The organism is Sphingomonas sp. 2R-10, from assembly GCF_030062225.1.
In the GTDB taxonomy this organism is placed as follows: domain Bacteria; phylum Pseudomonadota; class Alphaproteobacteria; order Sphingomonadales; family Sphingomonadaceae; genus Sphingomonas.
This window is the reverse complement of record NZ_JASCXF010000042.1, coordinates 1-14,297: the sequence shown is the minus strand read 5'-3', so window position 1 is coordinate 14,297 and position 14,297 is coordinate 1. Positions and strand designations below refer to the sequence as shown.

At 67.7% G+C, this 14,297-nt stretch carries 13 protein-coding genes; 7 read left to right on the top strand and 6 right to left on the bottom strand.

Annotation, left to right across the window (positions count from 1 at the left end; all coding sequences use genetic code 11):
* Positions 1–84: 84 nt before the first annotated feature.
* The 3 genes from QLH51_RS16480 to QLH51_RS16470 all read left to right on the top strand — a co-directional run bounded on the left by QLH51_RS16480 (position 85) and on the right by QLH51_RS16470 (position 3,128).
* Entirely contained in the window at positions 85–780 is a 696-nt protein-coding gene (locus QLH51_RS16480; RefSeq protein WP_125661282.1) for a carbonic anhydrase, read from the top strand.
* A 126-nt stretch (positions 781–906) separates the two neighbouring features.
* Complete coding sequence (locus QLH51_RS16475; RefSeq protein WP_125661284.1) at positions 907–2,496, top strand: SulP family inorganic anion transporter; 1,590 nt, start codon at positions 907–909, stop codon at positions 2,494–2,496.
* Positions 2,493–3,128 carry a carbonic anhydrase gene (locus QLH51_RS16470; protein WP_125661287.1) on the top strand — a complete coding sequence of 212 codons (636 nt, stop codon included), beginning with the start codon at positions 2,493–2,495 and terminating at the stop codon, positions 3,126–3,128. Before QLH51_RS16475 ends, QLH51_RS16470 begins: the two co-directional genes overlap by 4 nt.
* Before the next feature lie 226 nt (positions 3,129–3,354).
* Here the strand turns inward: QLH51_RS16470 and QLH51_RS16465 are convergent, their stop codons facing one another.
* Positions 3,355–4,158 carry an SDR family NAD(P)-dependent oxidoreductase gene (locus QLH51_RS16465; protein WP_125661290.1) on the bottom strand — a complete coding sequence of 268 codons (804 nt, stop codon included), beginning with the start codon at positions 4,156–4,158 and terminating at the stop codon, positions 3,355–3,357.
* Between the two features lie 211 nt (positions 4,159–4,369).
* On the bottom strand, positions 4,370–6,196 hold the full coding sequence (locus QLH51_RS16460; RefSeq protein ID WP_125661293.1) for a glycoside hydrolase family 15 protein: 1,827 nt from the start codon (positions 6,194–6,196) through the stop codon (positions 4,370–4,372).
* Positions 6,197–6,300: 104 nt separating this feature from the next.
* Between QLH51_RS16460 and QLH51_RS16455 the strand changes: the two genes are divergently transcribed.
* Complete coding sequence (locus tag QLH51_RS16455) at positions 6,301–7,431, top strand: Gfo/Idh/MocA family protein (protein WP_125661296.1); 1,131 nt, start codon at positions 6,301–6,303, stop codon at positions 7,429–7,431.
* A gap of 134 nt (positions 7,432–7,565) precedes the next feature.
* Here the strand turns inward: QLH51_RS16455 and QLH51_RS16450 are convergent, their stop codons facing one another.
* Positions 7,566–7,724 carry a zinc-binding dehydrogenase gene (locus QLH51_RS16450; RefSeq protein ID WP_125661299.1) on the bottom strand — a complete coding sequence of 53 codons (159 nt, stop codon included), beginning with the start codon at positions 7,722–7,724 and terminating at the stop codon, positions 7,566–7,568.
* Positions 7,725–7,757: 33 nt separating this feature from the next.
* Entirely contained in the window at positions 7,758–8,279 is a 522-nt protein-coding gene (gene gloA / locus QLH51_RS16445; protein ID WP_125661302.1) for a lactoylglutathione lyase, read from the bottom strand.
* Positions 8,280–8,426: 147 nt separating this feature from the next.
* Here gloA and QLH51_RS16440 point away from each other — a divergent pair, with 147 nt between their 5' ends.
* Positions 8,427–10,817 (top strand): M1 family metallopeptidase, encoded by a 2,391-nt coding sequence (locus QLH51_RS16440; RefSeq protein ID WP_206429245.1) that lies wholly within the window; start codon positions 8,427–8,429, stop codon positions 10,815–10,817.
* Positions 10,814–11,290: a DUF6702 family protein gene (locus QLH51_RS16435; RefSeq protein ID WP_125661308.1), complete on the top strand. Its 477-nt coding sequence runs from the start codon at positions 10,814–10,816 to the stop codon at positions 11,288–11,290. The genes QLH51_RS16440 and QLH51_RS16435 overlap by 4 nt, the downstream gene beginning before the upstream one ends.
* Positions 11,291–11,476: 186 nt before the next feature.
* Here QLH51_RS16435 and QLH51_RS16430 read toward each other — a convergent pair whose 3' ends face one another.
* Positions 11,477–11,908 carry a TlpA family protein disulfide reductase gene (locus tag QLH51_RS16430; RefSeq protein ID WP_125661311.1) on the bottom strand — a complete coding sequence of 144 codons (432 nt, stop codon included), beginning with the start codon at positions 11,906–11,908 and terminating at the stop codon, positions 11,477–11,479.
* A 63-nt stretch (positions 11,909–11,971) separates the two neighbouring features.
* Between QLH51_RS16430 and QLH51_RS16425 the strand changes: the two genes are divergently transcribed.
* Positions 11,972–13,924 carry an energy transducer TonB gene (locus QLH51_RS16425; RefSeq protein WP_125661315.1) on the top strand — a complete coding sequence of 651 codons (1,953 nt, stop codon included), beginning with the start codon at positions 11,972–11,974 and terminating at the stop codon, positions 13,922–13,924.
* Here QLH51_RS16425 and QLH51_RS16420 read toward each other — a convergent pair.
* Positions 13,902–14,297: sensor histidine kinase (locus QLH51_RS16420; RefSeq protein WP_241217976.1), on the bottom strand; the 396-nt coding region annotated here is incomplete at its 5' end. The genes QLH51_RS16425 and QLH51_RS16420 overlap by 23 nt on opposite strands.

The following is a 14,297-nucleotide window of genomic DNA, read 5'->3' as shown; positions in this document are numbered from 1 at the left end:
CGCCGAACGCAGCAAGATTGGTTCGCCTATATGCTTCTTTGCACCGGTGGTCCCTGCGCTGCCGGATTTCGGGAGGGATAGTTGATGAACGACGTGATCGGACGGGTGTTCGGTTTCGAAAAGGATGTGTTCGGCACCGATGCCGACCTCTATTCGAAGCTGGCGACCGATGGGCAGAGCCCCAAGGTACTGATGATCTCGTGCTCGGATTCGCGCGTCGTCCCCGAACATATCCTGCAGGCGAAGCCGGGCGACGTGTTCGTCATCCGCAACGCCGGCAACATCGTTCCCCCCTTTACCCAGCAGAATGGCGGCACGACCTCGACCGTCGAATATGCCGTCGCGGTGCTCGGCGTCACCGACATCATCGTGTCGGGCCATTCGGGTTGCGGCGCGATGGGCGCGCTGATGAAGCCCGACACGCTTGCCGGCCTGCCCAGCGTCGCCGCGTGGCTGCGTCACAGCCATGCCGCGCACTCGGTGGTCGAAAACAGCTATCCCGACCTCGACGATGCCGCTGCGGTCCGCGCCGCCAGCCTCGAAAACGTCGTGGTCCAGATTTCGCACCTGCGTACCCATCCGGCGGTCGCGTCGCGCATCGCCAAGGGCGAGCTGACGCTGCACGGCTGGTTCGTCGACATCCATGCCGGATCGATCCTGGCGCTGGACGGCGAAACCGGCCGGTTCGCGCCGATCAATTCGGATCGTCCGCTGCCGGTGGCATTGCCTGCCGCCAAGCGGCTCGCTGCGGATTTCGTGACGGCCGAGGCCGCCGAATAACCAGTTCCTGCGGGTTCGGCGGGGCGAATCTTCCCTCCCCCGTTCCGTCGGCCGCGGGTTCCGCGCCGGGCGTGCTCCCCCAAGCGCGTCCGGCGCACCCTGTTTTAACGAAGGCCACCGGCTAGCATGTCGCAACCCTCTCTGATCGCCAACCTGCGGCAGGACATTCCCGCCTCGATCGTCGTCGCGCTGGTCGCGCTGCCGCTGTGCCTCGGCGTCGCGCTGGCGTCCGGCGCGCCGCTCTTTTCCGGGGTGATCGCCGGTATCGTCGGCGGTATCGTCGTCGGCTCGCTCAGCAGGTCGCCGCTGTCGGTCAGCGGCCCCGCCGCCGGCCTGACCGTGATCGTGCTCGACGCGATCACCAAGCTGCCGAGCTTCGAGGCGTTCCTGCTCGCCGTGTTCCTGGCGGGCTGCATGCAGATTCTGCTGTCCTTCTCGCGCTCGGGCGTGCTGGGCGAATTCGTGCCCTCGTCGGTCATCACCGGCATGCTGGCGGCGATCGGCCTGATCCTGATCCTGAAACAGGTGCCGCACGCGATCGGCTATGACGGCGATCCGGGCGGCGACTTCGCGTTCAACCAGGGCGACGGCCTGAACACCTTCAACACCATCCTGTTCGTGCTGCGCGAACAGGTGGTGTGGGGCGCGACGATCATCGCAGCGGTCAGCATCGCGTTCCTGTTCTGGTGGGACAAGAACAAGCCCAAGGACGGCCCCTTGCGCTTCGTCCCCGGGCCGCTGGTCGTGGTGGTCGGGTCGATCGCGATCAACGCGTTGCTAGGCGTCGTCGCCCCGTCGATCCAGGTCAAGCCGACCCATCTGGTCAGCGTGCCCATCGCCGACGGGCTGGGCGGGTTCGTGAAGCTGTTCAGCCTGCCCGACTTCGGCCAGATTGGCAACGCGACCGTGTGGACCGTCGCGCTGACGCTGGCGATCGTCGCCAGCCTCGAATCGCTGCTGTCGGTCAAGGCGGTGGACGAACTCGATCCCAAGCGCCGCATCACCAACAAGAACCACGAACTGCTGGCGCAGGGTGGCGGCAACATCGTCTCGGGGCTGATCGGCGGCCTGCCGGTGACCTCGGTCATCGTGCGCTCGTCGGCGAACGTCGACGCCAATGCCGCGTCCAAGATGTCGACGATCCTGCACGGCACGTGGCTGTTGCTCAGCGTCCTGCTGGTCCCGACGCTGCTCAACCTGATCCCGCTGTCGGCGCTGGCCGCGGTGCTGATCCAGACCGGCTACAAGTTGACCAAGCCCGAGTTGTTCACGAAACGCTGGAAACAGGGCATGACCCAGTTCGTGCCGTTCGTCGTCACGATCGTCGCGATCCTGTTCACCGATCTGCTCAAGGGCATCATCGTCGGCCTGGTCGTCGGCTTCGTGTTCGTCATCGCGCGCAATTTCCGTCCGGCGGTGACGTTCGTGCAGGATGGCGAGGGTCCCGGCGCCAGCTGCATGGTCCGCGCGAAGCGCAACCTGTACTTCATCCACAAGGTCGAGCTGACCAGGGAACTGGAACAGGTGCCCGACGACTGCACCGTGGTGATCGACCTGTCGGCGACCAGCTATGTCGACCTCGACAATATCGACATCATCAACGGCTTCATCAAGAATGCCGGGTATCGCAACATCAACGTACTGGTGCGTGGTGACATTGGCGACAAGACCGCACCATTGATCAACGCTCCGCGCAAGGAGGTCGCCTACGCATGAGGGAATACAAGCACCTGCTCCTCGCCAACAAGGCATGGGCCGCCGAGCGGCTCGAGGACAATCCCGACTATTTCGCGCGGCAGATCGCCGGGCAGCAGCCGGAATTCCTGTGGATCGGCTGTTCCGACAGCCGCGTCGCGCCCGATCAGCTGACCAATACCGAACCGGGCGGGATGTTCATCCACCGCAACATCGCCAACCTGATCCATCCCGGCGACCAGAACCTGATGTCGGTGGTGCAGTTCGCGGTAGAGGTGCTGAAGGTCGGCCATATCATCGTGTGCGGCCATTATGGCTGCGGCGGCGTGCAGGCGGCGCTGGACGGCGGGGTCGATGGCCATGTCCATGACTGGCTGGCGATCGCCCGCGACGTGGTCGACAACCATCGCGCCGAACTGGACGCATTGCCGCTCGACCAGCGCGCGAGCCGGCTGGTCGAACTGAACGTCCACGACCAGCTGGTTCAGCTGGCCCGCACCGACGTGGTGCAGAAGGCGTTCGCCACCGGCCAGCCGCTCGAACTCCACGGCTGGGTCTACGACCTGCGCGACGGGCTGCTCAAGCCGCTGATGGAAATCGACGCGACGACTCCGCTGGGCGACGTGCAGACGCCGGAGAAGGTACTGGTCTGAGCCGGGCGAGTCCCGATCGGATCGGGACTGCCCGGCCATACTGTCTCCGACCCCACGGGCTTCACCCCAGCGCAGGCTGGGGTCTCTCGCCGCTGGCGCGGCACGCCAGCCCGGAAAGACCCCAGCCTGCGCTGGAGTGACGCATGCGGTGGAGGTAGCGAGGATCACCGGCGGCGATCGTACCTCCGTGCATGCGGGGATACGTCGGTCCGACGAAACGGCCCCCTCACCCCGCCATCGTCATCACCGACCCCGAATCCACCCGCAGGTTCGCGCCGTTCACGAAGCTCGCCGGCTTCGACACGAGGAACAGGATCGCCGCCGCGACCTCTTCGGCCTTGCCGCGACGGCCGAGCGTCATGCCGGGGCGTTCTTCCTCCAGGAAGCTCCGGATCGCGCCGTCGCGGTCGGTGCCCCGTTCCTCGGCCCGCTTGTCCATCATCGCGTCGGTCATCGGCGTCGCGATGAACGCGGGCGACACGCTGTTCACCAGCACGTTGTCGCAGCCATAGGCCTTGGACAGCCCCTTGGCGAGGTTCAGCACCCCGGCCTTCGACGCGCAATAGGCCAGTTCGTCGACATAGGGCTGTACCGCGTCCTCCGACGCGATCAGCACGATCCGTCCGCCGCCGGCCTTGCGCATCGCCGGGATCGCCGCGCGCGTCACGCGCACCGCACCCATCAGGTTGACGTCGAGCGTCGAGAGCCATCCGGCATCGTCGATGTCGAGGAAATCGCCGGTCGCGCCGGTCACGCCCGCCGCATGGACGAGGATCGCCGGATCGCCCAGTCGCTCGCGCACGCCCGCGAACAGCGCCTGCACGCTCGACAGGTCGGTGACATCAGCGGCGATCGCCACCACCTCGCCATGTTCGGCCAGTTCGGCGCGAACCGTCTCCAACGCGTCTGCGTCCTGGTCACTGATCGCGACCTTCGCGCCTTCCTGCAACAACATGCGCGCCGTCTCGCGCCCGATGCCGCTATCCGCACCCGTCACCAGCGCCAGCGCGCCGCCCAGTCCATAGTCCATGTAACTCTCCCGTCAGGAAACCGACCAAGCTGTTGAAACGCCGCGCGGTTCCCCGTCCAACCGGGATACCCGCCCTGGAGTTTGATCCATCCCTGTTGAAACAGGCGTCATCCCAGCGAAGGCTGGGATCTTCCTGTGAGAGCACGGAACAAGGGCCGCTTGAGGCCCCAGCCTGCGCTGGGGCGACGCTGGTGTCCGGCAAGGTAGGAACCTACAATTCCGCCCCGCCCAGCGTCGCGATCGCCTGGATCAGCGCGAGGTGGCTCAACCCCTGCGGCAGGTTGCCCAGATAGTCGCCGGTGGCGGGATCGATCATTTCCGGCAAAATCCCGGTGCCGTGCGACAGGCCCTCCATCGCCGCGGCCAGCGCCGCCTCCGCCCGGTCGTGCTGCCCCAGCATCGCCCGCGCCTCGACCATCCAGAAGGTGCAGGCGAGGAAACACCCCTCTTCCCGCTCCATCCCAGCATAGCGATAATGGAACGCGCCCTCGCCCAGTTCGCGATCGATCGCGTCAAGCGTCCGCGCTAGCCGGTCCTGCCCGTCGAAGCGGAACCGCACCGCCAGTGCCAGCGACGCATCCAGCCCCTTAGCTCCGGGATAACACAGATACGCCCCGCGCGCCTCGTCCCAGCAATGCTCGCCGATCCAGTCCATGATCCGGTCGCGCTCGCGCGCCCAGCGGTCGCGGCAGGTGGTCGGAATCTGCCCGGCATCGGCCAGCTCGACCGCGCGTTGCAGCGCCTGCCAGCAGCTGATCTTCGACATGGTGTAATGCTGCACCTCGGGCAGTTCCCAGATGCCGGCATCCTTCTGCCGCCAGCGATCGGCGCACAGGTCGGCCAGATGCGACAATGTCGCGGCGCTTGTCGCATCAAGGATGTTGCCGCACGCCACGAACCGCTCGGCGGTCTCGAAGATATCGCCATAGATGCCGTGCTGGTGCTGGCCGGTCGCGAGATTGCCGGTCACCACCGGTTTCGACCCGCGATAGCCCGGAATGTCGATCTCGCGCACCGCGGGCACCGGATCGCCGCCCAGCGTGTAGCAGACCTTCGGCACCCCCTGCCCCAGCCGCTTGAGCAGCCAGGTGAAGCCCGCCTTCGCCTCGGCATGGGCGCCGATGCGCAGGAACGCCTTGATCGTGTAGCCCGCGTCGCGGATCCATGCGTAGCGATAGTCCCAGTTCTTCGGCCCGCCGACCCTTTCGGGCAGCGAGGTCGTCGCCGCCGCGACGATCGCCCCGCTCGGCGAATAGAGCAGCAGTTTCAGCGCCAGCGCGCTGCGGATCGCCAGCGCGCGACGCGCACCGTCGCAATGCAGCTGCCCCGACCAGTCGAGCGCCCGGGTCCAGTCGCGCCATTCGCGGTCGGACAGGTCAATCCGCGCATCGATCGCCTCGATCGGCGGCACGACCAGCGGTTCGTCGGCACCGGCCACGATCGCCACCGTCGCGCGCTCCCCCTGCGCCACCGCGATCCGCCCGTCGATGCCGTCGTCGCCCTGCCGGTCGATGCGGACGGCGTCGCTGCACCGGACCAGCCCCAGCACCGCGCCGACATGGAACACGTCATGGCCGCCGGCGCGCGCGAAATAGGGGCTGACCGTGTCCGCCCGCCGCCCGAACCGCAGCGTCAGCGTGAACGCCACCTGCCCGTCCAGCCCCTCGACCCGCCGCGCCAGCTCGGCCCAGGGCAGTCGCCCCGCCGTGCCGCTGTTCAGGCTCTCGGTCAGCTTCGCGCGGCCGGTCGCGGTGGTGAAGATCGTCTCCAGCACGTTGCTGTCGTCGCGATAGCGCTGCTCGCTGGTGAACGGCTCGACCGGCGTGATCGCAAAGTAGCCGCCCAGCGTCCCGTCGAGCAGCCGGTCGAACAATGCGGGCGAATCCATGTTCGGCACGCACCACCAGTCGATCGATCCGTCCGCCCCCGACAGCACCACGGCGCGCCCGTCGCCCAGCGCGCCATAGCGGGCGAGCGGCAGATAGCCGTCGGCATCGCGGAGCAGGGCGGGGTCGGCGGCGCGCGGTCGAAACAACATGGGGCCGATAACCCATGATAGGGCGCAAATGTCCGGAACGACGGGAGATACTCGGCAGCGCGTGCGTTGGCGCACCATATGATCCCCCCACGGAGAACCGCTTCATGAGCATCGCTTCCGCCTTCGGGCTAGGCAAGAAGGTCCGCTACGCCGTCGTCGGCGCGGGCGACATCACGCAGCGCTCGATGCTGCCGGGCATCAGGCACACCGGCAATTCGAAGCTCGTCGCGATCGTCACCGGCGACGCGGACAAGGCAAAGGCGCTAGCGGAAATGTACGGCGTCGACGCGACCTATGATTACGACCGGTTCCACGAGCTGCTGGCGTCGGGCACGATCGACGCGATCTATCTCGGCACGCCCAACTGGCGCCATGCGGAATTCGCCATCCCCGCGCTCGCGGCCGGCATCCACGTGTTGTGCGAAAAGCCGCTGGAAATCTCGGTCGAACAGGGCCGCGCGATCGCGGCGGCGCAGGCGGCATCGTCGGCGAAGCTGATGACCGCCTATCGCCTGCATTTCGAACCCGGCACGCTGTCGGCGATCGACATGGTCCGCGACGGCAAGCTCGGCGACCTCGTCACCTTCTCGGCGACGTTCAGCCAGTCGCTCGACCCTGACAACCACCGCGCGAAGCACGGCATCGTCGCCGGCCCGCTGTTCGACATGGGGCCGTATCCGATCAACGCCATCCGCTACCTGTTCGGACAGGAACCGGTAGCGGTCGAATCGGCGGTGGCGACGCGGCAGGCGGGCGCGGGCTTCGGCGATCTTGACGACACCTTCGCGGTCGTGCTGCGGATGCCCGGCGACCGGCTGGCGAGCTTCACCGTCAGCTATCATGCCGGCAATGTCGACCACCTGACCATCGCCGGCACCAAGGGCAGCATCCATATCGACCCTGCCTTCGGCTATGGCGATACCCAGCATCAGACGATCACGATCGGCACCGACAAGCGCGAAGAGAAGTTCAAGCCGACCGACCAGTTCGGCGGCGAGATGAAATATTTCTCCGACTGCATCCTGAACGGCGACGATCCCGAGCCAGATGCCGAGGAAGGCATCGCCGACCTGCGCGTGATCGAGGGGATCGTGGAGGCGCTCAGGACCGGCCGCCGCGTCGACCTGCCCCCCTTCGACCGCCGCCGCCGCATCAACACCGCGACGCAGAAGCAGACCCTGTCGCCGATCACCCCGCCGGAAACGGTGAAGGCGAAGTCACCCAGCGGGAATTGATCCGTCGCCTCCGAGGCAACCGTACCCCCGCGCAGGCGGGGGTCCAGGGTCCCAAACGCAACCATCGCGCTATTTGGCCCTGGACCCCCGCCTGCGCGGGGGTACGGCGTCAGTTGCGGGACGAACGGGTGGTGCTACCACGCCACCCCGATCCTCCCGAAATGGTCGCTTCGCTCCTGAAACCGGAACGCTTCGGCCAGTTCCTCCAGCGCGAACCGCCGATCCACCACCGGCCGGATGCCGGTCGCGTCCAGTGCACGCACGAACTCCTGCTGCTCGCGCCGGCTGCCGATCCAGCCCGCCGGGTGCGCGCAAAGCGATGGCCTTCATGCCGCATCCCCGGCGTCGGTCACCGCCGCCGTCATGCCATTCGGCGACAAAATCTCGATCCAGTAACCGTCGGGATCGGTGACGAACGCGATGTCCTTCATCCGCCCGTCGTCGGGCCGCTTGCGGAAGTTCACGCCCAGTTCCTCGAACCGCTTACACGCCGCCACCACGTCGGGCACGCTGATGCCGATATGGCCGAAGCCCCGCGGATCGTCGTTGCCGCTATGATAGCCGGCGAAATCGGGATCGTCCTCGGTCCCCCAGTTATGCGTCAGCTCCAGCGTCGTCTCGCGCGTGAAGACGAACCGCGCGCGTTCCTTCGGATCGGCCGGCACGGTTTCGCCGTCGCGCAGAAACCCGAGAAAATAGAGCGAGAACGCTGCCTCCCCGAAATCCAGCTTCTGCAAGAGCGTCATTCCCAGCACGTCCTGATAGAAGGCGAGGCTGGCGCTGGGATCGCGGACGCGCAGCATCGTCTGGTTGAGGGTGAAGCCTTCGGTGCCGGCGGGTCGGGTCATGGATCGGTTCCTTCGCTGTCGCATGGCGCAACGCCCGACACCGCGATCGGTGGCGTCGCGAGACAATGTTACATCGTCGACACGCTTATGGTTGACGCGCATCGTATCGCGCGCAACGATCGCGCCATCCATCGAAAGGCCGTTCCCTTGTCCGCTGCCCCCCGTCTCGCGCTGATCGCGCTGCTGCTCAGCACCACTCCCGCGCTCGCCGACCCGATCCGCCAGACCAAGGGCGACTGGCAGGACAAGTTCCGCCAGCTGGAGGGGGAGGACTGGCCGACCCCGACCGATTACCGCAACGCCTCCGGCGCGCCGGGCTATCGCTACTGGCAGCAAAAGGTCGATTACGACGTCAAGGTATCGCTCGACGAGAACAGCAAGGTCGTGCGCGGCACGGAGACGATCCGCTATCGCAACAACTCGCCCGATGCGCTGCCCTATCTCTGGCTGCTGCTCGACCAGAACCAGTACAAGCGTTCCTCGATCGCGCAGATGAGCGCGACCGTGCCCGATGCGACCTCGATCAGCATCGGCGAGATCCGCCGGGCGGAGGCGATGCAGAAATGGGAGGGCGGCTTCACCATCGCCGCGGTGCGCGGGGCCGATGGCCAGCCGCTGGCCCACCGCGTCACCGACACGCTGCTGCGCATCGAACTGCCGCAACCGGTCGCGGGGAATGGCGGGGAGGTCGTGCTGTCGATCGACTGGTCGTTCCCGATGGCCGAACAGAAGGTCGTCGACGGCCGCTCGGGCTATGAATGCTTCACGCAAGCGGGCGAGGACGGCAACTGCATCTTCGAAGGTGCGCAGTGGTTCCCGCGCCTCGCCGTCTATTCGGATTACGAGGGCTGGCATAACAAGGCGTTTCTCGACGCGGGCGAATTCACGCTGGAGTTCGGCGACTACAAGGTCGCGCTGACCGTGCCCGCAGACCATGTCGTGTCGGCGACCGGCGTGTTGCAGAACCCCGATCAGGTGCTGACCGCGACCCAGCGCCAGCGGCTGGAACAGGCGAAGTCCGCCACCGCGCCGATGTACATCGTCACCCCCGACGAAGCGCTCGCCGCCGAACGCGGTCGCGCCTCGGGCACCAAGACCTGGACCTTCGCGGCACAGAATGTCCGCGACTTCGGCTGGGCGACGTCGCGCAAATTCGCATGGGACGCGATGGGCGTGCGACAGGACTATGCCGCCAACCCGCACGTCATGGCGATGTCCTTCTATCCGAAGGAAGCCCGCCCGCTCTGGGACGCGTACTCGACCAAGGCGATCGCCCACACCATCGACGTCTATGGCAAGTTCGCCTTCCCCTACCCCTATCCGGTCGCACAGTCGGTCAACGGCCCCGTCGGCGGCATGGAATATCCGATGATTACCTTCAACGGGCCGCGCCCGGTGAAGGACGCGAAGACCGGCCAGCTGACCTATACCGAACGCGCCAAGACCGGGCTGATCGGCGTGGTGATCCACGAGGTCGGCCACGACTGGTTCCCGATGATCGTCAACAGCGACGAACGCCAATGGACGTGGATGGACGAGGGGCTGAACACCTTCCTCCAGTTCCAGGCGGAAAAGCTGTGGGACAAGGACTTCCCGTCGCGCCGGGGCGAGCCGAAGGACATCGCCGAATATATGCTCTCCGACAATCAGGTCCCGCTGATGACCCAGTCGGATTCGGTGCTGCAATTCGGCGCCAACGGATACGGCAAGCCCGCCACCGCGCTGACCATCCTGCGTGAAACCGTGCTCGGCCGCGAACTGTTCGATCGCGCCTTCCGCGAATATGCCAATCGCTGGCGCTTCAAGCGGCCGACGCCCTACGACTTCTTCCGCACGATGGAGGAAAGTTCGGGGGTCGATCTCGACTGGTTCTGGCGCGGCTGGTTCTATTCGACCGACCATGTCGACATCGCATTGGACAAGGTGGTCGAGGGCCGCATCGCCGGCGGCGACCTCGACGCCAACGCTCGCGAACGCCGTGCGCTGGCCGATGCGGAAAACACCTCGCTGACCGTGAAGGGCAATGCCGGGCAGAAGACCGTCACCGAACGCGATCCGTCGACCCGCGACTTCTACGACCGGCAGGACCGCTTCGCCGTCAGCCCGCAGCAGCGCCGCGACCTCGCCGAAAAGCTCGAAAAGCTGACGCCGGAGGAACGCGCCGCGTTCCAGGTGAAGGACAAGTTCTACCGCTTCTCGTTCCGCAACGTCGGCGGCCTCGTCATGCCGATCCCGCTGAAGCTGACCTTCAGCGACGGAACGAACGAAATCGTCCGTATCCCGGCCGAAGTGTGGCGCCACGATCCCAAGGCGGTGACGTGGCAATATGTGACGGGCAAGACGATCACCGGGGCGGAGGTCGATCCGCTGCTGGAAATCGCCGATGCTGACCGCTCGAACAACGTCTATCGCGGCGCCATCCGTCCGGCGGTGCTGGAGATCGAGGATGTCGAGGATCTGGAAAACCGGATGAAGGACTTCGACGTGCAGGTGAAGCCCGGCTCACTCCAGACCTATGCCGCCCCGGTGGCGAAGTGAGGGTGCCGCTCGCCCTGCTCGCCACGCTCGCGCTGATCGCCCCGGCACAGGCGCATCGCGGGCATGACTCCCTCGCGGTCGTGACGCTCGCCGATGGCAAGGTAACCGTGTCGCACCGGTTCGAGGCGCACGACATCGAACCCGCGCTGTCGAAGATCGCACCGGACGCGCAGGTCAGCCTCGACGATCCCAAGGCGGTCGGCGCACTGGTGGCCTATGTCCAGCGCCGCTTCGTCCTGACGATCGACGGCAAGCCGGTGGCGCTGACCCATGTGTCCACCGACCTGTCGCATTCGCAGGTCCGCATCGAATATGCTGGTAAGGCGCCGCGCAAGCCGAAGACCGTCGCGGTCCGCTCGACCGTGCTGACCGACGTCTACCGCGCGCAGGTGAACCAGGTGAACGTGCGGCAGGGCAATGTGGTGAAGTCGCTGACCCTGCGCGGCGGCACGGGGGGCAGCGTCACGCTGTAAGGGCTACCGTCGGCCGCCTTACGCCACCCCTTCGTCATTTCCGCGAAGGCGGGAATGAAGTCGTGAGCAGTCAGGGTCGACAGCCCGCTACCCGTACCCCCGCGCAGGCGGGGGTCCAGAGCCACGGGCGCAACCCTGCCTGGCTCTGAATCCCCGCCCGGACGGGGATACGAGTTTGTAAGTCCCCTACCCGCACCCCCGCCGCATCGCTTCGACCTTGCCGGGCGACAACACCCCGCGATGCTCGCCGCAGACCCGCCCGTCCACGCCGATTGCGACGCTGAACGGCAACCCCGCCGTACCGCCCAGCAACTCCGCGCGGATCGCCGCCATCTGCGCCGCATCCGGCACCCAGCGCTGCGCCGCCGGCACGTTCGCCAGCATCGCCGCCGTCGCCCGTCCGCGATCGATCGGCACCACCGTCACCTTATAGGGTCGCGCCGCCTCGCTCAGCCGGGGAAGTTGCGCGATCTCGCCGTGGCACGGCGCGCACCACGACGCGACGAACAGCAGGATCGCGCGCGGCGGCAACGGCCTGGGCGCGGCCATCGCCGGGCCGGCGATCCACACCAGCAATGCGATCGCCGCCCATCCGCTCCATCTTTCGCGTCGCTGCATCCCGTCCCCCATCGACGCCGCAACATTGCCGTGCTTTCGTACGGGCGAACAAGGGGGAACCAGATGCTCGACCCGATTCTGCACGGCCTGCTGGCCATGGCGCAGGCCGCCGCGCCCGCACCCGCGCCACAGACGCCGCAGGCGCAGTTCGACGCCGCCAACACCGCCTATGCCGAGCAACGCTGTGCCGATGCGCTCAGGCTCTACGACGCGCTCGAACGCCGTACCGCGGGCAGCAGCAATGCCGTGCTGGTCGGCGCCATCGCGGTGCGCAAGGGCATCTGCCTCGTCCGGACCGGGGATAGCACCACCGGCGTCGCCGCGATCCGCCGCGGGCTGCCGACCTTGGCGAAGAACCCCGACGAATTCGCTGCCGATCTCGGCGCCGGCTATCTCGCGCTGGGCAACGTGTCGTTCGACGCGCTCGACTATGATGCCGCCACGGCCTCCTATCGCGACGCGCTGGCGCTGGCGAAGGGGGTGGGCCGCGTCCTGCCGCTGCTTGCGCTGTCGCGGACGCTGGCGTTCGACCATGACGGCAAGGCGCTGGTCTATGCCGACGAGGCGCGTCGCCTCGTCGAGGCCGACCCGACGGTACGCAAGGAAACGGTGGCGGCGGTGCAGACCCGCTATGCCCGCGTCCTGCTGAACGAGGGCCGCACCGCCGACGCCTATACGGTACTCAAGGATTCGTTGAAGAAGCAGGGCGGCCTCGACAGCCGCGTCAGCCAGTCCGAAGTCGCGACGCGCGCCGATCTGGCGCAGGCGGCGCTGCTGAACGGCGACCGGGAAAAGGCGCGGACCTATCTTGCCTATACCGGCGCGGGCCGGCTCGAAAAGGCGCCGTTCGCGGGCGCGCGCCAGATGGATTCGGCGCCGTGCGGTGCCGCCACCGGCCTGAAGCCGACCGACATGGCGGTCGTCGAATTCGCGCTCGGCGACGACGGCATCGTGCGCAGCGTCGCGCCGGTCTACACCACCGGCAACCGCGCGGTGGCGCTCGCCTTCGCGCGGTCGGTCGCAGACTGGTCGTGGTCGCCCGACGATGCCCGGGCCATTCCGGCCTTCTGGCGACAGTCCGCCCGGGTCGAGCTGCGCTGTTCGACCGCCGCCGAACGACCGTCGGTCCGGCTGCCGCTCGACGAAGCCGTCGATGCGTGGCTGACCGCGCATGGCTCGCCGGCCCCCGCCTGGGCCGACCTGCCAGCCGCCCGCGCCCTGCCGCTCGCGCAGGCGGAGGCGGTGCGCGCTCGCGCCGCGGGGGATCGCCCCGGCCAGATGCGGGTATTGCTGTGGCTCAGCGACTCCCAGCTGCTGACCGACAAGGAACGCCGGCCACTGGCGGCGGAGGCACTGGCCGCGGGACAGGCGGCGAATGCGCCGGTGGCGGTCATGACCCGCCTGCGCCTGGAGGACTCGTGGGTCAACGGCCGCGACTATGCCGATGCCGCGCGCAGGCGGCACGGCCTGCTCGACCGTCCCGAACTCACCGCCGACCCGCTGTCCGCGGCAACGGTGCGGATGCTGATCGCGACCGAAACCGGCGTCACCAGCGCCGCCGATCGCGCGCGGATGATCGATGCGGTGCTCGCCTCCCCCTTGCCCGACCGGCACCCGCTGAAGGTCGCCGCGCTGCTCGCCCGCGCCGACCTGTCGGCCCAGCGTGGCGACGTCGCCGGGGCACAGGCGGCGTTCAGGCGCACCGGGCTGACCAGCGATCAGTGCGCGCTCATCGCCCCCACCCCGGCGGTCCAGCGGCAGGGGGCCACCAGCGACCTCTATCCGGCCGAGGCGCTCAACATGGGCTTCGAAGGCTGGGCGAAGATCGAGTTCGACATCGCCGCCGACGGCCGCACGCTGACCCCGCGCACCATCGCCGCCTACCCGCCGTTCGTCTTCGGCGATGCCGCGCAGAAGATGGTGGCCGCCACCCGCTTCCGCAGCAGCTTCCGCCCCGACAACGACACCGCATGCACCGGCAACGCCACGCGGATCAACTTCCAGCTGCCGCGCTGAGCGGCAGCGTGACGGCGGCGACCAGCCCGCCGCCGTCCGCCTCGCCCAGCTCCAGCCGTCCGCCATACAGCGCCGCCAGATCGCGCACGATGGTCAGGCCGAAACCATGCCCGTCGCCGCGCTCGTCCAGCCGTACGCCGGGATCGGTCGCCCGCGCCCGGTCCGCGGCGGGAATGCCGGGGCCGTCATCGGTCACGCGCAGTTCGACGAAGCCACCCTGCCGCCCGGCACCGACCACGACCGACGATCGCGCATGGCGCGCGGCATTGTCGATCAGGTTGCCTGCCAGTTCGTCGAGGTCCGCCGCGTCGACCGCCACCGTGACGGCCGGCACATCGGCCGTGACCGTCACCCCCCGCCCCCGGTGCAGCGC

What these genes read in the sequence shown, in the direction of transcription:
- QLH51_RS16480 (WP_125661282.1), top strand. Translation starts at nt 85, where the DNA reads ATGAACGACGTGATCGGACGGGTGTTCGGTTTCGAAAAGGATGTGTTC.
- QLH51_RS16475 (WP_125661284.1), top strand. Translation starts at nt 907, where the DNA reads ATGTCGCAACCCTCTCTGATCGCCAACCTGCGGCAGGACATTCCCGCC.
- QLH51_RS16470 (WP_125661287.1), top strand. Translation starts at nt 2,493, where the DNA reads ATGAGGGAATACAAGCACCTGCTCCTCGCCAACAAGGCATGGGCCGCC.
- QLH51_RS16465 (WP_125661290.1), bottom strand. Translation starts at nt 4,158, where the DNA reads ATGGACTATGGACTGGGCGGCGCGCTGGCGCTGGTGACGGGTGCGGAT.
- QLH51_RS16460 (WP_125661293.1), bottom strand. Translation starts at nt 6,196, where the DNA reads ATGTTGTTTCGACCGCGCGCCGCCGACCCCGCCCTGCTCCGCGATGCC.
- QLH51_RS16455 (WP_125661296.1), top strand. Translation starts at nt 6,301, where the DNA reads ATGAGCATCGCTTCCGCCTTCGGGCTAGGCAAGAAGGTCCGCTACGCC.
- gloA (WP_125661302.1), bottom strand. Translation starts at nt 8,279, where the DNA reads ATGACCCGACCCGCCGGCACCGAAGGCTTCACCCTCAACCAGACGATG.
- QLH51_RS16430 (WP_125661311.1), bottom strand. Translation starts at nt 11,908, where the DNA reads ATGCAGCGACGCGAAAGATGGAGCGGATGGGCGGCGATCGCATTGCTG.
- QLH51_RS16425 (WP_125661315.1), top strand. Translation starts at nt 11,972, where the DNA reads ATGCTCGACCCGATTCTGCACGGCCTGCTGGCCATGGCGCAGGCCGCC.